19 protein-coding genes and 1 pseudogene are annotated in these 23,419 nt (G+C 64.8%); 4 read left to right on the plus strand and 16 right to left on the minus strand.

The genetic code is table 11. From position 1 onward, the window contains the following. The 3 genes and pseudogenes from J6525_RS07400 to J6525_RS07410 form a co-directional block, all read right to left on the minus strand. A pseudogene (locus J6525_RS07400) lies at positions 1-245 on the minus strand (IS481 family transposase); the annotation flags it as partial. Further along, the gene (locus tag J6525_RS47445; RefSeq protein ID WP_225643279.1) at positions 218-484 is read right to left on the minus strand and encodes a helix-turn-helix domain-containing protein; all 267 of its coding nucleotides are present in this window, start codon (positions 482-484) and stop codon (positions 218-220) included. The gene J6525_RS47445 and the pseudogene J6525_RS07400, both read right to left, overlap by 28 nt. 672 nt (positions 485-1,156) lie before the next feature. Next, positions 1,157-2,329, minus strand: a complete 1,173-nt coding sequence (locus J6525_RS07410; protein WP_225643280.1) for a fumarylacetoacetate hydrolase family protein — start codon at positions 2,327-2,329, stop codon at positions 1,157-1,159. Between the two features lie 292 nt (positions 2,330-2,621). Here J6525_RS07410 and ppk2 point away from each other — a divergent pair, with 292 nt between their 5' ends. From ppk2 to J6525_RS07425, 3 genes are all read left to right on the plus strand, one after another. After that, the gene (ppk2, locus tag J6525_RS07415; protein WP_225643555.1) at positions 2,622-3,485 is read left to right on the plus strand and encodes a polyphosphate kinase 2; all 864 of its coding nucleotides are present in this window, start codon (positions 2,622-2,624) and stop codon (positions 3,483-3,485) included. 153 nt (positions 3,486-3,638) lie between these two features. Next, complete coding sequence (locus J6525_RS07420) at positions 3,639-4,061, plus strand: DUF6294 family protein (protein ID WP_028331873.1); 423 nt, start codon at positions 3,639-3,641, stop codon at positions 4,059-4,061. A 173-nt stretch (positions 4,062-4,234) separates the two neighbouring features. Further along, positions 4,235-5,113, plus strand: coding sequence for a transporter substrate-binding domain-containing protein (locus tag J6525_RS07425; RefSeq protein WP_028331874.1), 879 nt, complete (start codon positions 4,235-4,237; stop codon positions 5,111-5,113). A gap of 163 nt (positions 5,114-5,276) precedes the next feature. Here the strand turns inward: J6525_RS07425 and J6525_RS07430 are convergent, their stop codons facing one another. The 8 genes from J6525_RS07430 to J6525_RS07465 form a co-directional block, all read right to left on the minus strand. Continuing rightward, complete coding sequence (locus J6525_RS07430; RefSeq protein ID WP_074128493.1) at positions 5,277-5,945, minus strand: amino acid ABC transporter permease; 669 nt, start codon at positions 5,943-5,945, stop codon at positions 5,277-5,279. Between the two features lie 58 nt (positions 5,946-6,003). Next, the gene (locus J6525_RS07435; RefSeq protein WP_225643282.1) at positions 6,004-7,263 is read right to left on the minus strand and encodes an NAD(P)/FAD-dependent oxidoreductase; all 1,260 of its coding nucleotides are present in this window, start codon (positions 7,261-7,263) and stop codon (positions 6,004-6,006) included. A 4-nt stretch (positions 7,264-7,267) separates the two neighbouring features. Next, positions 7,268-8,026: an SDR family NAD(P)-dependent oxidoreductase gene (locus J6525_RS07440; protein ID WP_225643283.1), complete on the minus strand. Its 759-nt coding sequence runs from the start codon at positions 8,024-8,026 to the stop codon at positions 7,268-7,270. A 107-nt stretch (positions 8,027-8,133) separates the two neighbouring features. Then, a complete protein-coding gene (locus J6525_RS07445; protein ID WP_092082707.1) occupies positions 8,134-9,216 on the minus strand; it encodes a zinc-binding dehydrogenase in 1,083 nt (360 codons plus the stop codon). A 117-nt stretch (positions 9,217-9,333) separates the two neighbouring features. Beyond that, the gene (locus tag J6525_RS07450; RefSeq protein WP_225643285.1) at positions 9,334-13,221 is read right to left on the minus strand and encodes an autotransporter domain-containing protein; all 3,888 of its coding nucleotides are present in this window, start codon (positions 13,219-13,221) and stop codon (positions 9,334-9,336) included. A gap of 246 nt (positions 13,222-13,467) precedes the next feature. Beyond that, positions 13,468-14,412 carry a DMT family transporter gene (locus J6525_RS07455; RefSeq protein ID WP_225643557.1) on the minus strand — a complete coding sequence of 315 codons (945 nt, stop codon included), beginning with the start codon at positions 14,410-14,412 and terminating at the stop codon, positions 13,468-13,470. 233 nt (positions 14,413-14,645) lie between these two features. Beyond that, entirely contained in the window at positions 14,646-15,485 is an 840-nt protein-coding gene (locus J6525_RS07460) for an aldo/keto reductase (protein WP_225643287.1), read from the minus strand. A 255-nt stretch (positions 15,486-15,740) separates the two neighbouring features. Continuing rightward, the gene (locus J6525_RS07465) at positions 15,741-17,225 is read right to left on the minus strand and encodes an aldehyde dehydrogenase family protein (protein WP_225643289.1); all 1,485 of its coding nucleotides are present in this window, start codon (positions 17,223-17,225) and stop codon (positions 15,741-15,743) included. Positions 17,226-17,342: 117 nt separating this feature from the next. On the opposite strand from J6525_RS07465, the gene J6525_RS07470 reads away from it, so the two are divergent. Then, positions 17,343-18,428 (plus strand): substrate-binding domain-containing protein, encoded by a 1,086-nt coding sequence (locus J6525_RS07470; RefSeq protein ID WP_225643291.1) that lies wholly within the window; start codon positions 17,343-17,345, stop codon positions 18,426-18,428. 93 nt (positions 18,429-18,521) lie between these two features. Here J6525_RS07470 and J6525_RS07475 read toward each other — a convergent pair whose 3' ends face one another. The 5 genes from J6525_RS07475 to J6525_RS07495 all read right to left on the minus strand — a co-directional run bounded on the left by J6525_RS07475 (position 18,522) and on the right by J6525_RS07495 (position 23,189). Beyond that, positions 18,522-19,421, minus strand: coding sequence for an SMP-30/gluconolactonase/LRE family protein (locus tag J6525_RS07475; RefSeq protein WP_225643293.1), 900 nt, complete (start codon positions 19,419-19,421; stop codon positions 18,522-18,524). Positions 19,422-19,569: 148 nt separating this feature from the next. Further along, complete coding sequence (locus tag J6525_RS07480; RefSeq protein WP_225643295.1) at positions 19,570-19,995, minus strand: globin family protein; 426 nt, start codon at positions 19,993-19,995, stop codon at positions 19,570-19,572. Between the two features lie 115 nt (positions 19,996-20,110). Then, entirely contained in the window at positions 20,111-20,905 is a 795-nt protein-coding gene (locus J6525_RS07485; RefSeq protein WP_225643297.1) for an ABC transporter ATP-binding protein, read from the minus strand. A 10-nt stretch (positions 20,906-20,915) separates the two neighbouring features. Continuing rightward, positions 20,916-21,818, minus strand: coding sequence for a nitrate ABC transporter permease (ntrB, locus tag J6525_RS07490; protein WP_225643299.1), 903 nt, complete (start codon positions 21,816-21,818; stop codon positions 20,916-20,918). 60 nt (positions 21,819-21,878) lie between these two features. Then, entirely contained in the window at positions 21,879-23,189 is a 1,311-nt protein-coding gene (locus J6525_RS07495; protein ID WP_225643301.1) for a CmpA/NrtA family ABC transporter substrate-binding protein, read from the minus strand. Positions 23,190-23,419 lie beyond the last annotated feature (230 nt).

Consider the following 23,419-nt stretch of genomic DNA (forward strand, 5'->3'; position numbering starts at 1 on the left):
ACGTAGCGGGTGGCTCGGTCGATGGCGACAAAGGCATAGCTGGTGCGGCGCTGCAGTGCCGGCAGATACTTCACGTCGATATGGATGAAGCCGATACTGGCATTCTCGAAGACGCCGGCTTTGGGCTTGTCAGGCTTGGCAAGCCGGCTGATGCCATTGCGCTGCAGGCAGCGGTGAATAGCACTACGGGACAGCTTGGCGTTGATGCATCGCCGCATCACCTCAACGATGTCGTCCAGCGGCAATTGGAGCGACGTCCGCAGTTCACAAACGGCCCTTTCTTCAACCGCGGAGAGGCGCTGGTCGTGAGGTTCTTCGGCCGGTGCGAGCGGTCTTCGACCGTCGTGCGGCTGCGCCAGCGATAAATCGTGGTCTCGCTGACCCCCAATTCGGCCGCCAACTGAGCGACCGACTTCCGGCTGCGCTGGATGTAGGCACGTGTCTTCGGCGTCGTCGTGGCGTTCGCGTGCAAGCTCAGTTCCATGACACGAGGCGCTCCCTAACAAAGGCCACGCCTCGTTCTACACCGATTCCATCCAACCAATCTGCAGGGACCAAACACTTTCGCAGGGACGGCACTGAGTGTGTGAATCGTCCGAGCTTTGCATCTCGTTCCGTTTTGCAAAAGAGGCTTGCGCCGTCGGGCAACTCAGTGATTGGCGCTGGCGCCCTGCCCGGCTGGACGGCCTCGCCGCGACAACCAGGCTACGGCGCGATCCATATCCCAATCACGATGATGGCCAGTGATACGGCAATGACCAGCATATCGGTGGTGAGCCAATCGGGCATTCCGTTTGATGGCTGCTCGCTCATGTCCGCGACTCCTTCTGTTCGCGTCGAGCCGATATGCTGGAGTGGACCGGCGCGAACGAGGATGAACTGGTTCACATAAAGCTAGGAAAAAGCGGCAAATTCCGCGTGTTTTAGCGCGCTGAAGTTGCGCCACACGGTCGATCTGCCGCGCAGGTTTCTGAACATGTTCGACAACGCCGCCGCTTCGGCACAGTCACCATCGTCGTCGTTCAACGCGCTGCGAGAGGCGGCTGAACGTCTCCGGATTGTCGGCGCAACCCGGCGCCGACCTGCCGCCACGCGACAGGCCGCACACGGCCGACGAAGCGGCCGAGGTAGTGGACTCGCCGTCCCGTCCCGATCCTCACAGCACCTTGCGCTGTGCGAGGTTCTTCATCAGCGCACCGACGCCGAAGGTCCAGGGCTCGCATTCGTCGCTATTGCGCATCCGGTTGACCAGCTTGCCGAGCTGCGGCGCGGCGATGGTCACGATGTCGTCGCGCTTGTGGGTAAAACCCTCGCCCTTGGCATCGCGGTCCTTGACCGGCGCGAACATCGTGCCGAGGAACAGCGCAAATCCATCAGGATATTGATGCACGGGGCCGATGGTCTGGGCGACCAGGTCGGTCGGATCGCGGCTGATCTTGCTGATCGAGGAATGGCCCTCGAGCACGAAGCCGTCTGCGCCAGTCACGGTCAGGCCGACATCCATCTTCCTGACGTCGTCGAGCGAGAAGGTCTGGTCGAATAGCCGGAGCAGCGGACCGATCGCGCAGGAAGCGTTGTTGTCCTTGGCCTTCGACAGCAACAGCGCCGAGCGCCCCTCGAAGTCGCGCAGATTGACGTCGTTGCCCAGCGCGGCGCCGACGATCTTGCCGGCGGCGGAGACAACAAGCACGACCTCCGGCTCCGGATTATTCCAGGTCGACTTCGGATGCAGCCCGGCATCCATGCCTGATCCGACCGAGGACAGCGTCGGCGCCTTGGTGAACACTTCGGCGTCGGGACCGATGCCGACCTCGAGATACTGGCTCCAGGCATTCTGATCGATCAGCACCTGCTTCAGTTTCATCGCCTGCTCGGAGCCGGGCTTCAGCTTGGAGAGATCGTCGCCGACCAGGCGCACCACCTCCTTGCGGATCGCGTCCGCCGAGGACGGATTGCCGCGCGCCCGCTCCTCGATCACGCGCTCCAGCATCGAGATCGCGAAGGTGACGCCGGCGGCCTTCAGCACCTGGAGATCGACCGGTGCCAGCAGATGCGGCCTGGTCTTGTCGCGGCCGTCGGGCGGGGTGTTGGCAAGGATCGCCTCGAAATCGCCGATCCGCTCGCCGCGCGTGGCGCGCAGCGCGGCCGCGGGATCGCCTTCCTCGCAGAGCGAGCTCACCGTCGGGAACCGCGCCGTGACGTCGAACACGCCGTCTGCCCGCACCGCGACGACAGCCGGCCCGCCGGCCTGCGGCAGCCAGACCCGCCCGACCAGCGTGCCGGCGGTGCCGTCCTCCGGCAGGACGTCTTTTGGCGTGAGCGAAATCATCGGCACATCTCCCTTTTTGGTTTTGTCGGCTTGTTAGCACAGTCCGCCCGGCGGCGTGAAACAGCGGTCACGGCATTGTCATAGAGGGGTAACATCGCCCGTCAATGCTGCCGTCCGATCCATCTAACACACTGAAAGACGGACCTTCATGACGACCTCCGCCCTCACCGACGAAGCCTCCCGGGATGAAGCCTTGCGCGACGAAGCCTTGCGGGATGAAGCCTTGCGGGATGAAGCCTTGCGGGATGAAGCCTTGCGGGATGAAGCCTTGCGCGCCCGCATCCATCAGGAGATGGCCGACAGCCTCGACGAGGAACTCGAGCTCGAGCTCGACGACATGAGGCTCGACGAGCTCGACCATGACGGCGCCGCCGGCGGGCCGTCGATCGACCGCAAGTTCTATTTCCGCGAATTGCTGCGGCTGCAGGGCGAACTGGTCAAGCTACAGGACTGGGTGCAGCACGAGAAGAAAAAGGTCGTCGTGCTGTTCGAGGGCCGCGATTCCGCCGGCAAGGGCGGCGTGATCAAGCGCATCACCCAGCGGCTCAACCCACGGGTCTGCCGGATCGCGGCGTTGCCGGCGCCCAACGAGCGCGAGCGCACGCAATGGTACTTCCAGCGCTATGTCTCGCATCTGCCGGCCGGCGGCGAGATCGTGCTGTTCGACCGCAGCTGGTACAACCGCGCCGGCGTCGAGAAGGTGATGGGGTTCTGCAGCGACGAGCAGTATGAGGAATTCTTCAACTCGGTGCCGGAGTTCGAGCGCATGCTGATCCGCTCCGGCACCGTCCTCCTGAAATACTGGTTCTCGATCACCGACGAGGAACAGGCGTTCCGCTTCTCGATGCGGATCCAGGATCCGCTGAAGCAGTGGAAGCTGAGCCCGATGGACGTCGAGGCGCGGACCCGCTGGGAGCTCTACACCAAGGCCAAGGAAACGATGCTGGAACGCACCCACCTGCCCGACTCGCCATGGTGGATCGTCGACGCCGTCGACAAGAAGCGCGCCCGGCTCAACTGCATCTCGCATCTCTTGAGCCAGATCCCCTATCAGGCGGTCACTCACCAGCCGGTGGTGCTGCCGCCGCGCGTGCGCAACCCGGACTATCACCGCGGCCCGATCCCGCAGGAGATGTACGTGCCCGGACGATATTGATTCTGGGCACGAGCACGCTCTGTCCTCCCCCGCTTACGGGGGAGGATCACTAAATCGCGATAGTAGATTGTGAGGCAGCTCACTGGTCCTTTTGCGCCCTCCCTCTAAACCAGAGGTTGCTCGCAATTCGCGGGCTAGAAGGAGGCGTACGCTATGTTGAAAGAACATCTTGAAAGCAAAAGCTCGGCGACCGACCAGCCAGAAAGCTATAAGGGTGTTGCGACACATGCTATCCAAACCCTTGACCTCAGTTGGAGCGCGCCTATTCGTTACGGCGATTGCAAGCTGTCCGGCTTCTTGAACGGCACCCTGAACAACGGCCCCACTCTCAGGCTTCGTTCTGACGGAACAGCAGAATTGCTGGCAAAATTTTTCTCGACCGACGACGGTGATGTTTGGGTTATCGATCGTCTCGTTCTTTTGGACATTCACGGGACGGTGCTTTTTCAATTTCCACACCTTTCAAGCCCAGAAACCCAGACAGACAACCAAGTGCTCGATTGGGTAGCCGAACTGAGCTTCCCCGCCGTTTTCTTTTCTTCGGTCACAGGGGCGAACATGACCTATCGTTGCTAACCCCTAAGGGCGCGGTTCGCGGCTTATTCGACCTCCCCCACAAGCGGGAGAGGTGAAGTCCGGCACGTAGGCGACCGCGCCCTCGCCTCGCCTACCAATGGTGCAGGCGCGCGCACTTGCTGGCACCGGATACCGACGCTAGGCTTCCCCCGATCTGGTGCAGGGAGGCCCGCTTGACTCAATCCGACGACATCAAAATCTCCGAAGATCGCCGCGACGCGCTGCGCTATGCGCTCGGGATCGGCAGCGGCGCGGCGCTCGCGGCCGCGATGGCAACGCCGGCCTCGGCGCAGACGCCAGCCGACAACACGCTGGATCGCATCCGGGCCAACAAGGTGCTGCGGATCGCGGTGCTGCCGGGCGAGCTGCCCTATTTCAACAAGGACCTCGCCTCGGGCACCTGGTCCGGCTTCTCGATCGAGATGGCCAACGATCTGGCCAAACTGCTCGACGTCAAGCTGGAATATGTCGAGTCGACCTACGGCAATTCAATCCTTGATCTGCAGGCCAACAAGATCGACCTCGGCTTCGCGCTCAACCCGACGCCGCAGCGCGCGCTGGTGGTCGATTTCACCAATCTGGTGTTTCCGCATCCGTTCGGCGCGATGCTGAAGAAGGGGCTGGAAGCCAAGACCTGGGCCGACATCAACAAGCCCGAGGTCAAGATCGCGGTCGACGTCGGCTCGGCCAACGAGGCGGTGGCGCGCCGCTTTGCGCCGAACGCCACCATCAAGTCGCTGAAGTCGCGCGACGAGGTGATGCTGGAAATGTCGTCGGGTCGCGTCGATTGCGTGGTCAACGCGCTGGTGCTCGGGCTGACCGCGATCGCCAAGAACCCGAACCTCGGCACCTACAAGATCCTGGCCTCGCCATCGGTGACGATCGCGAGCGGCACGGCGGTACGGCGCGAAGCCGACAAGCGCTGGCGCGATTTCCTCTCGGTGTGGATCGACTACAACCGTGGCATCGGCCAGATGCGCGAATGGTTCGTCAAGGGCCTCGGCCTCGCCGGCGTCAAGCCCGAGGATGTGCCGGTGGAGTTGAGTATCTGAGGCGATTGCCGAGACGGCAGTGATCTCCCTCTCCTGCTTGCGGGGGAGGGCCGGGGTGGGGGTGTCGCCACAAGCGACGCCCTATGCATGGAGAGAGCCCCCACCCGGATCGCATCTAACGATGCGATCCGACCTCCTCCGCAAGCGGGAGAGGTCAAGCAACTCACACCTTGTCGTAGGTCAGCCCGCGCTCCAACCGCCTGGCCACCAGCGTCGAGGGGAACAGGATCGCGAAATAGATCAGCGCCACGATGGTGTAGACCTCGAGCGGCCGGTAGGTGTCGGCGTTGATCAAGGTCGCGTTGTAGACGAGATCGGGTACCGCGATGATCGAGACCAGCGAGGTGTTCTTGAGCTGCGTGACCGACTGGTTGACATAGGGCGCCATCATCGGCTTCAGCGCCTGCGGCAGGATCACGAGCCGCATCAGGCGCCAGCCGCGGAAGCCGAGCGCCTTCGCGGCGTCCCACTGCCCGACCGGCACGCTCTCGATCGAGCCGCGCACGATCTCGGCATAGAACGCGCCGCCATAGAGCGACAGCACGCTGACGGCGGCGACATGCGCCGGGATGTTGACGCCGATCACGACCGGAAACGCGTAGTAGAACCAGATGATCTGCACCAGCAGCGGCGTGCAGCGGAATGTCTCGATATAGGCGATCAGGAGCCAGTCGATCACCGGAATGCGCCGCAGCCGCAGCATGCCGACGATCAAGCCGATCAGGGTCCCGAGGATGATGGTGCCGATGGTGTAGGCGATGGTCCAGCCGAGCCCGAGCCAGAACAGATGGCTGTATTTGGCAAGGATGCCGAAATCCCAGACGTAGTTCATCCTGCCCCTCGGTTGCCGCGCGCTTGATCGCCAAACATTGCAGGCGGCCTCGCGCGAGTCACGCGATATACCGGGCGGGCGAAAATGCCTTCACCTCGAACGGCGGCGCATCGCCCGCGATCATCGCCGCAATTGCGGCGCCCGTTCCGGGGCCGGTGGTGAAGCCGATATGCTGGTTGCCGAAGGCGAGCCAGAGCCCGCGATGTCGCGGCGCCTCGCCGATCATCGGCAGGCTGTCGGGCAGCGTCGGCCGCGCGCCGCGCCAGCGCTCGCCGACCGCATCGCCAAATTCGACTACGCTGCGCGCCATCGGCACCACCGCCTCGAGCTGCGAAAAATTCGACGGCGCGTCGCGCGCGGTGAGCTCGACGCCGCTGGTGACGCGAACGCCCTGCTCCATCGGCGTCATCAGAAAGCCGCCCTCCGCATCATGGATCGGCCGCAGCAATTTGCGTGCCGGGTTCGGCACAAAATGCTGGTGATAGCCGCGCTCGAACGCCAGCGGCACGCGGTAGCCGAGCGGCCGCAGCAGTTCGGCCGACCACGGCCCGAGCGCGACCACGACGTGGCGCGCGGCGATCTCGCCGTCGGCGAGCTGCACGCGCCAGCCGTCGCCGTGCGGTTCGATCCGCCGGATCCCGGATTGCCTGATCGTGCCACCACCAGCGGCGAGCATCTGCGCGTAGGCCTTGACCACTGCGCCGGGTGAATCGACCGATGCCGTCTGCGTGTGCAGCAGGCCGACGCTATAGGCAGGGACGATGTTGGGCTCGAGCGCGGAGATCGCCTGGCGATCAAGCACCTCGCTCCTGATGCCGAACTCGGCGAGCGCTGCCTGCTCGGCCTGGGCGGCGGCGAGCCCGTCGCTGCGCCAGGCCTTGAGCCAGCCGGTCTCGCGGATGCGATGGCTGGCGCCGGCCTGCACGATCCAGTCGCGATGCAGCTTCAGCGAGGTCCCGATCAGGCCGTGCAGCGCGGCGGCGCGCGGTTTGGTCTGCGACGGCGTTGCCGCCGCGAGGAAGCGCATCACCCAGCCGGCATTGGCGAGCGCCCACGCAATGTTCCAGCGCAACGCCGGATGCGCGTTGGTCAGATATTTCGGCAGGTTCTTCAGCAGCGACGGCGTATTGAGCGGCAGGATCGAGCCCGAGGAGATGATGCCGGCATTGCCGTAGGAGGTTTCGCTGCCGGGCTCGCGGCGATCGACGACGATGACGGAGAGACCGCGCTGTTGCGCGGCGAGGCCCGCCGAGACGCCGACCATGCCGGCACCGAGCACCGCAACATCGACCTGCTCTGTTGGTTCGCCCTCGCTCATGGCGTCACATCAAGGTCAGGCCGCCATCGACCGGCAGCGTCGCGCCGGTGACGTGGCTCGCTTCCGGCGACAGCAGGAAGGCGACGACGGCCGCGACCTCGTCGGGCTCGGCCAGCCGCTGCATCGGATTGGCCTTTGCGACGCGCTCCCAGGTCGCGGTATCAAGCGCGCCGAACAGGCCGGGATCCTTGCGGGTGTAGCCGGGCATCACGGCGTTGGCGGTGGCGCCCGATGCTGCAAGCTCGACCGCGAGCGATTTCACCAGAACCTCGAGCGCGGCCTTCGCCGCGGCCGATCCCGGATAGGTGGCGCCGGGCACGAAGCGATGCGGCCCGAAGCTCGATACCGCGACGACGCGGCCTTGCGCGCTGCGCGTGAGGTCGGACAGCGCCGCCGCCGCGATTTCATGGAAGGCCGCCGCCATCACCGCGAAGGCGCGCTCCAGCGCCTCGCGCGGCAGGTTGGCGAACTCGCGCCTGTCGGCAAAGCCCGCGGCGTGCACGATGCTGTCGATCGGCCCGAACGCGGTGCGCGTTGCCGCGACCAGCGCGGTGCCGGCGCCGGCTTTGGCGAGATCGCCGGTGCTCACCTCGACCTTCGCGCCCTTGCTGCGGCATTCCTCCGCAACCGAATTCAGCCGCCCGAGGCCGGCGGCCTCGGTGCCCTGACCGTGCAGCATCAGGGATTGAGCGGGGCCGGCGAGCCGGCGCGCGACTGCGGCGCCGATGCCGGAGCCGCCTCCCGTGATGATCGAAATTCGCATGAGGTGCGTGCTGTCAGTGCGATAAGAGACAGCGAACTATAGGTTCGGCGTCACGAAATGCAAACCGCGCCCATCGTCGTTAGTTTAGCGCCGCGTTCAACGCCAAATCAGCGCCACGGCTCGACCAGGATCTTGGTGTGCGCCTCGGGATTGGCGAGATCCGCAAACGCCTGCGCGACGCCGTCGATGCCGACGCGGCCGGTGACCAGCGAGGCGGCGTCGACCTGGCCTTCCGCGATCAGGCGCAGCGAATAGGCGAATTCCTCGGGCGTGTAGCCGAGCACATATTGGACGTTGAGCTCCTTGATGATGCCGAGCATCGGCTCGGACTTGTCGGTCTCCATGCAGACGCCGACCACGACGACACGGGCGTTGCGCGGGGCGCCCTCGAACACCTGCTGCAGCACGCCGGGCACGCCGACGCATTCGAAGATCAGCGCGGGCTTCAGCGGCGGCAATAGCGCCTGCAGCGGCGGACGCGCCGCCTTCTCCGCGTCGGTCATCTGGGCGTGCTCGGCCCAGCTCGCATAGGGCTGCGTCCTGGCGGGATCGACCACCACATCGGCGCCCATCTTCTCGGCGAGCTGTCGCCGCGCCGGCGAATAATCCGCAGCAACGATCGGTCCGAGCCCCCTGATCTTCAGCGCCGCGATCACCGCCAGCCCGACCGGTCCGCAGCCGATCACCAGCGGCACCTCGCCGCCCCTAATGTTGGCCATCGCCACCGCATGCACGCCGACCGCAAGCGGTTCGGTGAGCGCGGCGTGCTCGGCCGCTAGCCCGTTCGGCACTTCGAGCAGCAGCGGCTCGCTGAGCAGCATCTGCTCGGCATAGCCGCCGAGATAATCGTTGGAATAGCCGATGCCCTTCGGGCCCTCCGGCGTCAGCAGCGCCGGCAGCGAGCACACTTTCGTCCCGGGCTTCAGCTTGCGCGTCGTGTTCGGGCCGTAGTCGAGGACCTCGCAGCAGAACTCATGGCCGAACACGACGTCGCGCGACAGATCCATCGGCGTGCGACCGGGCAGGAACTTGCTCAGCTCCACCATGCGGTGGGCATGCTTGCGTGCGTGCAGATCGGAACCGCAGATGCCGCAGGCGAGCGATTTGACCAGCACCTGGCCGGCGCCGGGCTTCGGCTCGGGCACCCGGTCGACGACCATCTCGCCGTTCCTGAAGATCGCTGCGCGCATATTCCCTCCCGCGTGGGTTTTGTCCCACTCATTTTGATGCGTATTTCGTCTCGCGAAATGCTGTCGCGGATCAAGTCCGGGACAAGCTTTCGCCGCAGGAGGCTATAGCACGGAGGGTCACCACGTATAGCGCATAACGCCCTTGCCGGCGTAAGACTGTGTCACGTTGGAGAATTCGCCCTCGAAGGTCGCAGCCGCCGACCAGCCGTTGCGCCACTTCAGCTCGGCGGAGGCCGTGGTCAGCGCCGAGTCGCTGGCCTGCGCCGCGCCGTTGACCACGAAGGCCGCGCCGGGCAGCGTCTGGAACACCGCACCAACGGTGCGGTCCGGATTGAAGTCATGCGCCCAGGCGACGCGGCCGCGCAGCGTCACGATGCCGCCGTCGACCGCGAACGACTTGTCGGCGCGCAGACCGAGTTCGCTCCTGACGCCGGTGACGCTCTTCGCGGCATAATTCAGCGCGAAGGCACCGCCGCCGGAGACCACGCTCTCCGCATAGGCCGGCAGCTCGAAGCTCGTGAACTGCGCCGCCGCATAAGGCGTCAGCCCGATCCACGGCGTGGCAGTGCGATAGCCGCCCTCGAGCCGGCCCGACCAGGCATTGGCATTGAAGTTGGCGCGCAGATGATCGGCGCCGGCCGCGGCGACGATGCGATCGGTGGTGACATCCTGCCAGCCATAGGCGAGCGCCGCGCTCAAGTACGCCGCGCCGACGCTGTGGCGAACGAACGCACCGGCCTGGAACAGATCAGAGCGGCCCCAGCCGAGACCGTTGACCCTGAAGCTGCTCGCGCCGCCGGCGAGCGCAAAGCCGGCAATGGTGTTCGGCAAGAAGCGGTAGTCGGCGCCAACCGCGGTGCCATAGAGGCTGCTGCTGGTGTTGTTCGAGCCCAGCACCGCATTGCCGCTGGTGGTCTGCGAGCCGCCATAGCCCGCCGCCCATACGCTCCAGCGCTGCTCGAAATCGACCAGCCGCGGCGGCGCCTTGGTGTAGATCGCGGCCAGCGCATCGCGCGGCTCGTTCTGGCGCGCCGCATAGGCGAGCGGCATGCTCTCCTCGGCGAACGGCGTCGCCCCCGCGCCGCCGCCAAACCCACCATCGCGCCCGGCGACGAACGGATCGGTCAGCAGACCGAGGAACAGGCCCATCGCGTTGAACGTCGCCTGCTGCGAACCGGTCGCGCCCTCGCCCGAGGCCTGCGTCAAGCCGGCCGGCGACAGCCCGGCGAACACCGCGTTGATACCGCCATTGGCGTTGAAGAAGTTCTGCAGTGTGGCGGCGACGTTCTGCTGATTGACGTTCAGCTTCGACTTCGCGCCGTAATCGAGCGTGAAGTTCAGATAGGTGTTGCTCGCGTCATAGCCGAGCGTCGCGACGAGGTTCGACGGCAGCCCGGTTGAATCGATACCGGCGAACGTGCCGTTGCGGCCGCCGGCCGCCGACAGGATGGTGTATTGCTTGGCAATCGTACTGCCGGCGGCGACGCTGACGCCGACCGATCCGGCCAGCGTCGCACTGCCGCTCACCTTGGCCAAGGTGGACGCCGTCGAATTGAGCCCGACGAGGTACAGTGCCCCCGACTGGAAGGCGAGGTTGCCCGCCACGTTCAGGGATGTGCCTGGTGTCGCGTTGCCGGGCATCAGGATACCGCCGCTTGCAATCGTCGTGTTGCCGACGGTGCCGATGCCGGAGAGCGCGCCGCCGGCATTCACCGTGGTGAGGCTCGACGAGGCGATCGAGCCGTCGACCTGCAGAATGCCGCCATTGACGACGGTGGTGCCGGTGTAGGTATTGGTGCCCGACAGGGTCAGCGTGCCGCTGCCGGTCTTTTCAAAATTCGCCGGACCGGTGCGACCGCCGCCGAAACAGCCACAGATATGGAATGGGTTCAACGGATCGAAGTCGGCAAGCACGCCGCTGAGCGTCGTCGAGAGATTATTGCTGCCAACGGCGAGGGTGTTGCCTGAGCCGATATAATAGAAGCCGGAGCCTGCGATCGAACCCGCGGTGATGCGCCCGTCGCCGTTCAGCCCCGTGCTGAGCGAGAAATCGACCAGTCCGGTGCCGTTGGTGATGAACTGTGCGTTGCCGCCGGTCGCGTTGTTGAAGAACTTAATGGTACTGCCGGCTTCAGTGGTAATGGTGGCGTCGCCCGCGGTAGCGAACGCCGTGAAGATGTGTTGGCTGCCGGCCTGGTTGTCGATAATCGCATTGCCCGCGGTGGCATAGGCATCGAACTGGAGAACGCCGCCAGCCCGATTGACGATCGTCGCGTTGGCCGCGGTCGGCGCCTCCACCGGGTTGATACCGACAGATCCGAAATAGAGCACGCCGCTGTTGTCGAAACTGGCGTTCGCCGCCGTGCTGTTCTGAAAAAAGGCGACCTGACCGCCCGCGAGCGTAACGATGGTTGCCGAAGCCGCAGATGAGGACTCGAAAAACTGCGTCGAGCCGCCATTGGTGCCGTTGGTGATGGTGGCCTGCCCTGCATTGGTGTGGCCCAGAAACACCGCGGCGCCGCCGTTGGAGTTGTCGATCACGGCCTTGGCGGCCGTGCTGGTGTCGGAGCCGCCGGGAGGACCAAACGCGTCGCCGAACACCACAGTGCCGCCGTTGGTGTTGGTGAACCTGGCGTTGCCGGCAGAACTGGTGTCGCGGAACACTGTGAGCGCACCATTGGTGTTGCTCACGGTGGCATTGCCAGCGGTGCTGCTGTCGCGAAACTCCGTGATGCCGAAATTCTGGTTGACGATCGTCGCCGTCGACGCCGTGGTGGAATTGTAGAACGTCGTGGTGGCGATCCCGTTGAAGCCGTCGTTGACGATCTTGGTGATGCCCGCGGTGTTGGCATTCACGATGTCGAACTTGCCGTCGACGGTGACCTCGCCGACGATCGAAGCGGTGTGGCTGGCGTCGCCGAGTTGCAACGTCGCGCAATCGCAGATCGTGGTGCCGCCGGTGTAGGTGTTGGTGCCGAGCAGCACGACGCGGCCGAGGCCGCCTGAATTATCCAGCACCGTCAGCTTGCCGGGGCCGTTGCCGTCGGCGATGTTGCCGGCGATCGTGAGCGTCACGCCATTGGCGTCGATCGCGCTGCCGATCGCCGACGTGTTGATCTTGAAGTTGTTGCTGAAAGTCAGGTTGATGAGGCCGTCGGCCTGAAACGAGGCATTGTCGAGCGTGACGGTGCCTGACCCGACCGAACTGTTGTTGCTGACGACAACGGTCGTATCGACCACCAGCGTGCCGCCGGAATAGGTGTTGGCGCCGGAGAGCTGCACATTGGAGAACGCGGACGCCGACGAGTCGATCAGGCGCAGAACCCCGGCGCCGACGCCGTCGGCGATCACGCCCTGGAGATTGACCTGGGCGCCGTTCGCATCGACCGTGCCGCCGGCCGCATTGACCGCGATGTTGTTGGCGAAGGCGACGCTCGAAACCGTCGGCGACTGCATCTGGAACGTGCCGCCATTGAGCGTGATGGTGCCGGTGCCGACCGAATCCGCATTCGTCACCTGCACGGTACCGGCGGAGATCAGCGTGCCGCCGGAGTAGGCATTGGTGCCCGCGAGCACCAACGTGCTGTTGCCGAGCTGCTGCACCATCGCCGGACCGCCAATGCCGTCGGTGAGGTTGGCGTTGATCGTGATGGTCTGGCCGTTGTTGGCCTGGTTGATCAGGCCGCCGGTCGGCCCGGACAGGCTGAAGCCAACCGGGTTGCCATTGATCGTGTAGGATTGCGAATTGGCGGTGAAGGTCCAGGACCCCGGCAGCATCAAGCCCGGCCCGATGGTGACCGTCGCCGATCCCGATGAATCGAAAATGGCTGACTGGTTCGGGAGGATCGGCGGCGCGCCGGCCGACGTGGTCGACCAGTTGGTCGGGAGTTCGTAGACATCGGTGCTCGTCGAGCTGCCCGTGCCGCCCCAGGTGTAGCTTTGCGCTTGTGCCGAGCCGGTCGGCAACGCGATTGCGCTGGTCAGGGCGCAGAGTGCCAAGGCCATCGCAGCGCGAGACGACCGACCGCCTGACAGGAAAAAGAACGAACCAAAATGCACGTACCCGACCCCCAAACGCTCTGCGGCGCTCTTGGGGCTAGGGTTAGCACGCGGCGAAGTGTGAGGTTGCCGATCGTTTCCGAAATCCGGTGATTCAGCGATCCGAGATCAAAGATTTCGTCCCGACTGTTGTACCCGCGCAACGCTAGTTGAAGCCGGCTTCGCAACCGACGCACGATTTCGTCCGGACGCTCAGGCGTTCGGCGACGGCTCGCTGGCCACGGTCAGCAGCTGCGACCGTCGGACGCGCTCGCGATGCGCGGTGTAGAGGCCTGAGGCGACGATGAAGCCGGCGCCGAGAATGGTCCAACGGTCGGGCACTTCGCCGAAGATCATGAAGCCGAGGATGCTGACCCACAGCAGCTGCGTGTAGGAGAACGGCGCGAGCACCGAGGCATCGCCATAGCGGAACGCCAGCACCACGATCCACTGTCCGACGGTGGACGCAACGCCGATCAGGATGCCGAACATGATGTCGTGCCAGCTCGGCGTGACCCAGACGAACGGCACCAGCGCGCTGACGATGGCGACGCCGACGATCGACGAATAGGTCATCACGGTGATCGGGCGCTCGCTGCCGCTCATCATGCGCGTCAGGATCAACGTGGCCGCCCACGCCAGCGCCGAGACGATCGGAAAGATCGCGGCGGGATGGAAGGCACTGGTGCCCGGCCGTAGGATGATGAACACGCCGGCGAGGCCGACCGCGGTCGCGATCCAGCGTCGCATGCCGACCCTCTCACCGAGGAAAGCGATCGACAGCGCGGTGACGAACAGCGGCGAGACGAAGCTGGTGGCGGAGGCTTCGGCGATCGGCAGGAAGCCGAGCCCCGTGATGAAGATCAACGAGGAGCCGAGCAGCGCGGCGCCGCGCAGCACGTGCAGGCCGAGACGGCTGCTGCGCAGCGCGAACAGCGGCGAGCCTGGCAGCATCGCCGGCGTCATGATCATCGCAAACACCAGGAAGCGGATCCAGGCGATCTCGATCGAGGGCAGCGTGGAGGAGAGATATTTTGCCGTGACGTCGGAGGTGCCCAGGAACACGGTCGACAGCAGGATCAGCGCGATGCCCTTGAACGGCCGGTCGGTGCGGGCGGGCGCCTTGCTTGTCGCTGCGGGCGCGGTCTTTGCGGGCAATGAAAGGGGAACGCTGTCCAGCCTGGCGGCCACGGCTGCGGGGGGCGGTGTCACGGCAATCTCGAAGGCAAAATAAAGGGAATCTGCTCCTCGTACAAAACGCCAATTCCGCCGCGAGAACAATGCCCGAAAACGGGACTCCGATATGCGCCAGCGCGCGCGACCGCCCGCCGCAGGCCGTGTGCCGCCGCAACTGCAACAGTTTGTTAAGAACTGTGTGGAGCGGAACGCGCTCAGAGCATCGGCAGCGAGCGTGGCTTCGGCCCGCGCGGGAACGCGGCATCGAGCGCGGCGAGTTCATCGCCGCTCAGCTTCAGAGTTCCCGCAGCCGCATTCTCTGCCGCGTGTTCCGCGTTCGACGCCTTCGGAATCGCGAGCACGGACGGCAGCCGCGTGAGGAAGCTCAGCGCCACCTGGCGCGGCGTTGCCTTGTGCGCCTGCGCGATCGATTGCAGCACCGAGCCGGCCCTGCTCGACGGCGAGGGAAAATCATTGTGACCGAACGGCGAGTAGGCGACGACGGCGACGCCGTGCTGCTCGCACCACGGGATCACGGCGTGCTCGATGGCGCGCTCCTGCAGATGGTAGAGCACCTGGTTGCAGGCAATCTTGCCTTCACCCGCGACATCGAGCAGTTCGTCGAGATCCTCGGTGTCGAAATTACTGACGCCCCAGGACCGGATCTTGCCCGCCGCGATCAATTCGTCGAACGCCGCGACCGTCTCGGCAAGCGGAGTGGTTCCGCGCCAGTGCAACAGATAGCAATCGAGGCGATCGGTCTTCAGCCGCTTCAGCGAGCGCTCGCAGGCGGTGATAGTGCCGCGCCGCGAGGCGTTGCTCGGCAGGACCTTCGAGACCAGGAACAGTTCGTCGCGCCGGCCGGACATCGCATCCGCGATCACGAGCTCGGCGTCGCCATACATCTCGGCGGTGTCGATATGCGTCATGCCGGCATCGATGCCGCGCTTCAGCGCAGCGACGGCCGCCTTGCGGTCACCGCGATCGAGATACCAGGTGCCCTGCCCGATTACCGAGACCTGCGGGCCGTTGTCGCCGAATTTTTTTGTCTGCACGATCGCCTCGTTCCGCGTGTTCCCTTGTGGCTCCGCGCAGGACGATAAAGCATACGGACGACCATGTCTCCACATCGTCGTCTCCACATCGTCGTCCCGGCGAAGGCCGGGACCCATACTCCGCAGCAGTCGTTGTCGGCGGGACTCGTCATTCCACCCGTGCGCAACAATAGATATTCGTGGTTATGGGTCCGCGGCCTTCGCCGGGACGACAGCTGTATTGTGACGCGCGCTCTCGCGTCTCTCAACGCGCGGTCAAACGTTGAGGTTCATCCACACCGCCTTCGGCTCGGTAAAATTGTCGAGCGCGGCGGTGCCGTGCTCGCGGCCGAGGCCGGAGTCGCGCTCGCCGCCCCACGGCAACCGCACATCGGTGTAGCCATAGGTGTTGATCCACACCGTGCCGGCGCGGGCCTTTTTGGCGAAGCGCTGCACGCGGCCCATATCCGCGCTCCAGACGCCGGCGGCGAGGCTGTAGGCGGTGCCGTTGGCGATGCGCAGCGCATCGGCCTCGTCCTTGAACTTGATCACGCTGACGACGGGGCCAAAAATCTCCTCCTGCGAGATGCGCATCTCGTGCGCGACGTTGGCGAACACCGCGGGGCTGATGAAATAGCCGCGGTCACCGACCCGCTCGCCGCCGGTGGCCAGCAGCGCGCCCTCATGCTTGCCGATCTCGACATAATCGAGGATCGAGCGCATCTGCTTCTCGGAGATGACTGGCCCGAGCGCGGTGGCGCGATCGGCGGGATCGCCGATCCGCAACGCTTCCGCACGGTCGACCAGACGCTCGACCACCTCGTCATAGGCGTTCTCCTGCACCAGCACGCGCGAGCCGGCCGAGCAGACCTGCCCGGCGTTGAAGAAGATGCCGGCAGCCGCGGCCTTGGCAGCGGCTTCGAGATTGGCATCGTCGAAGATCACATTGGCGGACTTGCCGCCGAGCTCGAGCGAGACCCGTTTGAAGTTGCCGGCGGCGCCCTTCATGATGCCGCGGCCGACACCGGGCGAGCCGGTGAACGTCACCTTGTCGACATCGGGATGATTGACCAGCGCGTCGCCGACGATGCGGCCGGGCCCGGTCACGATGTTGAGCACGCCCTTCGGCAAACCGGCCTCGAGCGCAAGCTCGCCGACGCGCAGCGCCGACAACGAGGTCAGCTCGGCCGGCTTCATCACCACTGTGCAGCCGCAGGCGAGCGCCGGCGCGAGCTTCCACATGCCGATCATCAGCGGGAAATTCCACGGCACGATCGCGGCGACCACGCCGACCGGCTCGCGCACCGTATAGGTCAGCGCGTCGTCGCGCGCCGAGACCACATCGCCGCTGATCTTGTCGGCCCAGCCGGCGTAATAGGTCAGCGTGTCGATGGCGGCGGGAAAATCCTGGCGCAGCACACCCGCAATCGGCTTGCCGGCATCGAGGCTTTCGAGCGCGACAATCTCGTCGGCATGCTGCTTCAGCAGTTCAGCCCATCGGAGCAGAATGTGGCCACGTTCGGCCGCGCGCATGGTGCGCCACGGCCCCTCGAAGGCGTGGCGGGCAGCCGCCACGGCACGATCGACATCGGCCTCATTGCCTTCGGCAATCGTCGCGATCACCTGCTCGGTGGCGGGATTGAGCGACTTGAAGTTATTTCCGGACAACGAACGGACGCGGGCGCCGTCGATCAGCAGCAGTTCGTCCCTGATGGTCGGGGCGCGGCGGGCGTCACGCTCATAGTCATATGCAACGGACATCATATTTCCTCCTAGTGTTGTCACTCAACCTAGGAGGCTTTGGTCAGCAGTAAATATGATATCTTGTGCCTATTGGCATGCCAGGATATGAAGTCAACTTCATAAATTGTGACCACAATGCTGCAGATCGAGATCGAGACCGTCTGGCGCTTTCGGAAAGAGGATAGTCCGCAGACCGCGGTCGTGATGCTCGGCATCCTCAACGAGATCCGGAAGACCGGGAAGATCACCAGTGCCGCCAGCGATGCGCAGCTGTCCTATCGCCATGTCTGGAACCTGATCGAGCAATGGACCGAGTTCTTCGGCGTGCCGCTGGTTGAGACCCATCGCGGCAAGGGCTCGAAGCTGACGCCATTCGGCGAGAAGCTCGTGTGGGCCGGCGAGCGCATGCAGGCGCGGCTCGGGCTGCAGCTCGAGAACCTCGCGCAGGAACTGGTCACCGAGATCAAGCCATTTCTCGAGCAGCGACCGTCGGTGATCCGGGTCCATGCCAGCCACGGCTTTGCGGTGTCCAAACTGCGCGAGTTCCTCGACCGCGCGGGCGGCGTCGGCGTCGATCTGCGCTATGTCAGCAACCAGAACTCGCTAGTCTCGCTGGCGCAGGGCGCCTGCGATCTCTCCGGCGTGCACCTGCCGCGCGGCGAATTGCGGGCGCAGGGCATCAAGGCCTGCCGCGAATGGCTCGATCCGCGCGAGGACCGCGTCATCAATTTCGTGACGCGCGAGATGGGCCTGATGGTCAAGCGCGGCAACCCGCTGAAGATCACGACGCTGAAGGACCTGGTCGAGCGCAAGGCCCGTTTCGTCAACCGCGACCACGATTCCGGCACGCGGCTGCTGTTCGATCAATTGCTGGCGCTGCACAAGATCCCGGAAGGGCGGATCAACGGCGCCCAGCACATGGAATTCACCCATGCGGCGGTCGCCGCCTATGTCGCGAGCGGCATGGCGGATGCGAGCTTCGGCGTCGAGGCCGCGGCGCGGCAGTTCGGGCTCGATTTCATCCGCCTGCTCACGGAAGATTATTTCTTCGTCTGCAAGCGCGCCTTCCTCGAGACCGAGCCGATGCAGCGGGTGCTCGACATCATGAAGAGCAGCGAGTTCCACAAGGCGGTGGGCGCCCTTCCCGGCTATGTCGCCTCCCATACCGGCGCCGTCAGCGGGGTGAAGGAGTTTCTCGAGAAGCTGCATTCCGACCGCTGATCAGCCAGACCCCGGCAACGGCCGACCTGATGGCCGTCGATCCTTCGGGACTCGCGCAGGTGCGATAACGATGGTCGACAGTCAGGAAGATAGCTAGCCGAGCCCGCTGATGTCGGCGACCAGCACCGAGCCAGTCACCGATTCCGTGATGTAGAGGCGGTCGCGGTCGGCGCCGCCGATGGCGACATTGGTGCAGCTCGGCCCGGCGCAGGACTTGATCCGCGCGATGCACTCGCCGTTCGGCGCAAACACGAAGACATGGCCGAGCGAGGCGTGCGCGACGAACAGCCGACCGGCGACGTCCATCGTCATGCCGTCGGGTCCGCTCGGGCCGAATAGCGAGCAGAAGCGGCCGACCTTGGAGACGCTGCCGTCCTTCATGAACGGCGCGCGCCAGACCGCATTGTCGCGCGTCATCGCGACGAACAGCACCGCCTCGTGCGGATCGAGCACCAGGCCGTTCGGGCTGATGCCGGTGTCGATCAGGCAGTCGAGCGCTCCGTTCACCCGCAGCCGATAGACGCGGCCGGTCGGATCGTGCAGCCCGGTCTGGCCCTGATCGGTGAAATAGATGTCGCCGTTCGAGGCGATGTGCAGGTCGTTGCAGCCGCGGAACGATTCCGAGTTGCGCGAGCGCAGCAGCGGCGTGACCTCGCCCGACCTCGCATCGAGCTCCATCAGGCCGTGCCGATAGTCGGCGATCAGGATGCGGCCCATCGCATCAATCTTCAGCCCGTTCGGCCAGCCGTCATACTCGGCAACCTGCGACCATGACTTGTCCGGCGCGATCCTGAAGATGCGGCCAAACGGAATGTCGACGATGTAGAGATTGCCGTCGGCATCGAACGACGGTCCCTCGATGAAGCAGTCGGTCACCGCCCCCGGGCGGTTGGCGTCAGCCCATTCGCTCGCCATCCTGCGGCGGAATTCGGCCGGCACGGCGGAGAAGATTTCGGTCGGAATCAGTTTCGGCGGCGTTTCCAGGAACATCATTGTTGGTTCACCCGTTGGCGGAACGGGGCGAACCATAGATGCTTGCGTACTTCATTGCGAGCGCGGCGAAGCAATCCACCTATCCGCGCGATGGCCCGACGGAAGGGCTCTTGCAGCGACGTGGAAGGCTTCAGTCTGTCGCCGCCTGCTATTCGGCCGGCTGCGCCGAGCCATAGGCTTCCGAGATCATGTAGCCGGACAGCGTGCCGTAGGCCGCGGTCCATGCGGCGGCGACGTCAGGTGTCCAGGCTTCGCCGAGCCCCTTCTCCAGCGTCCACAACAACGCGCCGCCGACCACCGGATAATGCTCGGGCTTGGCGCCATAGCCGACATGCCGCTTGGCCAGCGCACTCGCGGCCGGCAGGATCGTGTCGAGATTGCTCAGCCCATTCACGACGACGGCAAGCGTCGTCATCAATTTCTTGCGCTGCTCCTTCATGTCGACCGGAAACATCGCCTTCACCGCGGGCGCGACTTCGAACAAGCGGTCGTAGAAAATGACCGCGGCCTGCTCCGAGATCGGCGCGACCTTGCCAAAGCTGTCCTGAACCAGCTTGATTTGGGCCGGATTCATCTCAATTCTCCTCGGTCATGAAATGAGTTCTGAAACGATTTTTCAAAACGCGAGCATTGGTAGCCGTATCCGGCGTTCCGGTTCAAAGCGGAAACGCTTGCCGTCGACGTGATCATCACGCCGCCTCGACGAAGCTGTGGCGCTCATAGAGGAATTCGAGCACGCGCTGCCGGCACTTCAGGTAGCCTTGGTTGGTCGCGAGCTCGAGCCGCTTGCGCGGCCGCGCCAACGGCACCTCGAGCACCTCGCCGATCCGCGCGCTCGGACCGTTGGTCATCATCACGATGCGGTCCGACAGCAGCACCGCCTCGTCGACGTCGTGGGTGATCATCAGGATGGTGTTGCCGAGCTTCTGGTGCAACGCCATCACCGAATCCTGCAGATGCGCCCGCGTCAGCGCGTCAAGCGCGCCGAACGGTTCGTCCAGCAGCAGCACTTTCGGCTCCATCGCGAGCGCCCGCGCGATGCCGACGCGCTGCTTCATGCCGCCCGAGATCTCGCTCGGCCGCTTATCCTTGGCATGCGCCATTTGCACGAGGCTGAGATTGTGCATAACCCAGGCGTCGCGCTCGGCCTTGCTCTTGGTCCTTGCAAACACCTTGTCGACGCCGAGCTTGACGTTCTCGTAGACGGTGAGCCACGGCAGCAGGCTGTGGTTCTGGAACACCACGGCCCGATCCGGCCCCGGCGAATTGACCTCGCGGTTCTCCAGCAGCACGCCGCCATTGGTGGCGCCGGTGAGGCCGGCGACGATGTTGAGCAGTGTCGACTTGCCGCAACCGGAGTGACCGATGATCGAGACATATTCGCCCTTCGCGATCGTCAGGTTGATGTCCTTCAGCACCTCCGTGGTGGCGTTGCCGCGGGTGAAAATCTTGTCGATGTGATCGAGCTTCAGATAGGCCTGCATGACTTCCTCCTCAGTTCGCCGCCGTGCCGCGGGTCACCACTTTGCCGAGGCCCGCAATGAGCCGGTCGAGCACGAAGCCGATGATGCCGACATAGAACAGTGCCAGGATGATTTCGCTGATATGCGAGGAATTCCACGCATCCCAGATGAAGAAGCCGATACCGACGCCGCCGATCAGCATTTCCGCAGCGACGATCGCGAGCCAGGACAGGCCGATGCCGATGCGCAGGCCGGTGAACATGTAGGGCGCGGCCGCCGGGATCATGATCTTGGTGAAGAACTCCAGCGGGTTGAGCTGCACGACGGCCGCGACGTTGCGGTAGTCCTGCGGGATGTTGCGGATGCCGACCGCGGTGTTGATGATGATCGGCCACACCGAGGTGATGAAGATCACGAAGATCGCCGAGGGCTGGCCGTCGCGGAATGCGGCCAGCGACAGCGGCAGCCAGGCGAGCGGCGGGATGGTACGCAGCACCTGGAACAGCGGATCGAGCCCGCGCATCGCCCAGACCGACTGTCCGACCAGCGTGCCGAGCGCGATGCCCGCAATCGCCGCCAGCGAATAGCCGTAGGCGACGCGCTGCAGGCTGGCGGAGAGATGCCAGAACAGGCCCTTGTCGATGCCGCCATTGTCGAAGAACGGATCGAGGATCAGCTCCTTGGTATCTTTGAACACTTTCGACGGCGGCGGCAGGCTGGAGCCGGCGCGCCGGCAGATCAGCTCCCACACCACCAGCAGCAGCGCGACCACGATCAGCGGCGGCACCACACGCGCCGCGGTCTCCTTCGCCATCCTGGCGTAGGCCTCGGCGCGCGGCGCGCGCTTCGGCGTCATGGTCACGACCGGCGCCGCGGCAGCGGCCGGCGGGATCGCGACCGCCGACACTTCGGTCTTCATGGCAGGCATCGACATTGAACGAAAATCTCCATGGTCAAAAAAGGAGAGCCGCGCTCCTCGCGCGGCTCGCTCAAATCAGACGTCAACACGCTTGATGGACAACGACTTCAGGTAGGCGGCGGGATCGGCGGGATCGAACACCTTGCCGTCGAAGAAGGTCTCCTTGCCGCGCGAGGTCGAGGCCGGAACGTCCGACACGCCAAGCTCCTTGGCGGCCTCCTTCCAGAGATCCTCGCGGTTGACCTTGGCAATCAGCGCCTTGGTGTCGAAACCCGCCTCGTACTTGCCCCAGCGGATGTCTTCCGTGAGGAACCAGAGGTCGTGGCTCTGATAGGGATAGGAGGCGTTGTCGCTCCAGAACCGCATCTGCTGCGGCGAATTCTCGACCACGCGGCCGGTGCCGTAGTCGAACTTGCCCTTCATGCGGTCGGTGATGTCCTCGACCGGGCAGTTGATCCACTGCCGCTTGGCGCAGATCGCCGCGGTCTCCGCGCGGTTCTCCGCCTTCTCGCACCACTGCTGGGCTTCCATGACAGCCATCAGCAGCGCCTTCGCGGCCTTCGGATTCTTGTCGACCCAGGCGGCGCGCAGGCCGAACGATTTCTCCGGATGCTTGTCCCAGAGCTCGCCGGTCGTGATCGCGGTATAGCCGATCTCCTGATGGATCAGCTGCAGATTCCACGGCTCGCAGACGCAGAAGCAGTCCATCGTGCCGACCTTCATGTTGGCCACCATCTGCGGCGGCGGCACCACGATGGTCTCGATGTCCTTGTCGGGATCGATGCCGCCGGCGGCGAGCCAGTAGCGAATCCAGAGGTCGTGCGTACCGCCGGGGAAGGTCATCGCGGCCTTTACCGCCTTGCCGGAGGCCTTCTTCTTCTCCAGCGCCGCCTTGAACGGCGCGGTGTCGATGCCGACCTTGAGATCGGCATATTCCTTGGCGACCGAGATGCACTGGCCGTTCAAATTGAGCCGCGCCATGATGTACATCGGCGTCGGCTGATTGTTCTGCGTCACCTTGCCGGCCGAGATCAGATACGGCATCGGGGTCAGGATATGCGCGCCGTCGATGCCGTTGCCCTCGGAGCCGAGCACGAGATTATCGCGCGTGGTGCCCCACGAGGCCTGCTTCTGCACCTCGACATCGGGCATGCCGTATTTGGCGAAGATGCCCTTCTCCTTGGCGACGAACAGCGGCGAGGCATCGGTCAGCGCAATGAAGCCGAGCTTGGCGCCCTTCACCTCGGGACCGGCGCCCTGCGCGAACGCGCCTGCGGGAAAGTTGAGCTTGGCCGCGGCGAGCAGCGCGGCGGCGCCGCTGGTTGCCTTCAGAAGCTGACGGCGGCTGAGGCCGCGGCTTGGCGGCTTGTCGGTGGGCTTGGTCATCGGTCGTCCTTTGCGTCGTTGCGTTGCGGTGTTGCGTCAGTGCGTCGAGCGCCGTCCTCCGGATGGCGACGCGCGCAGGGCGCAAAAAGGCGTACACCGGGAAGGCCCCGGTCTGGCGGCGTCAGAAATCCGATGGGGTAGCCTCGAGGGACGGCTTCAATGGCGTCGGCTAATGATTATTCAAGCCTTGTGCCAATCTACCGCAGTGCAAAAATCGATTTTGATGCAAA

Origin of the sequence: Bradyrhizobium australafricanum (assembly GCF_020329495.1) — a bacterium.
Classification (GTDB): domain Bacteria; phylum Pseudomonadota; class Alphaproteobacteria; order Rhizobiales; family Xanthobacteraceae; genus Bradyrhizobium; species Bradyrhizobium australafricanum.

Excerpts from the sequence above, each read along its gene's own strand:
- J6525_RS47445 (WP_225643279.1), bottom strand. The coding sequence starts at position 484 with ATGGAACTGAGCTTGCACGCGAACGCCACGACGACGCCGAAGACACGT.
- J6525_RS07410 (WP_225643280.1), bottom strand. The coding sequence starts at position 2,329 with ATGATTTCGCTCACGCCAAAAGACGTCCTGCCGGAGGACGGCACCGCC.
- ppk2 (WP_225643555.1), top strand. The coding sequence starts at position 2,622 with ATGGCCGACAGCCTCGACGAGGAACTCGAGCTCGAGCTCGACGACATG.
- J6525_RS07420 (WP_028331873.1), top strand. The coding sequence starts at position 3,639 with ATGTTGAAAGAACATCTTGAAAGCAAAAGCTCGGCGACCGACCAGCCA.
- J6525_RS07430 (WP_074128493.1), bottom strand. The coding sequence starts at position 5,945 with ATGAACTACGTCTGGGATTTCGGCATCCTTGCCAAATACAGCCATCTG.
- J6525_RS07435 (WP_225643282.1), bottom strand. The coding sequence starts at position 7,263 with ATGAGCGAGGGCGAACCAACAGAGCAGGTCGATGTTGCGGTGCTCGGT.
- J6525_RS07440 (WP_225643283.1), bottom strand. The coding sequence starts at position 8,026 with ATGCGAATTTCGATCATCACGGGAGGCGGCTCCGGCATCGGCGCCGCA.
- J6525_RS07445 (WP_092082707.1), bottom strand. The coding sequence starts at position 9,216 with ATGCGCGCAGCGATCTTCAGGAACGGCGAGATGGTCGTCGACCGGGTG.
- J6525_RS07450 (WP_225643285.1), bottom strand. The coding sequence starts at position 13,221 with ATGGCCTTGGCACTCTGCGCCCTGACCAGCGCAATCGCGTTGCCGACC.
- J6525_RS07465 (WP_225643289.1), bottom strand. The coding sequence starts at position 17,225 with ATGTCCGTTGCATATGACTATGAGCGTGACGCCCGCCGCGCCCCGACC.
- J6525_RS07470 (WP_225643291.1), top strand. The coding sequence starts at position 17,343 with ATGCTGCAGATCGAGATCGAGACCGTCTGGCGCTTTCGGAAAGAGGAT.
- J6525_RS07475 (WP_225643293.1), bottom strand. The coding sequence starts at position 19,421 with ATGATGTTCCTGGAAACGCCGCCGAAACTGATTCCGACCGAAATCTTC.
- J6525_RS07480 (WP_225643295.1), bottom strand. The coding sequence starts at position 19,995 with ATGAATCCGGCCCAAATCAAGCTGGTTCAGGACAGCTTTGGCAAGGTC.
- J6525_RS07485 (WP_225643297.1), bottom strand. The coding sequence starts at position 20,905 with ATGCAGGCCTATCTGAAGCTCGATCACATCGACAAGATTTTCACCCGC.
- ntrB (WP_225643299.1), bottom strand. The coding sequence starts at position 21,818 with ATGTCGATGCCTGCCATGAAGACCGAAGTGTCGGCGGTCGCGATCCCG.
- J6525_RS07495 (WP_225643301.1), bottom strand. The coding sequence starts at position 23,189 with ATGACCAAGCCCACCGACAAGCCGCCAAGCCGCGGCCTCAGCCGCCGT.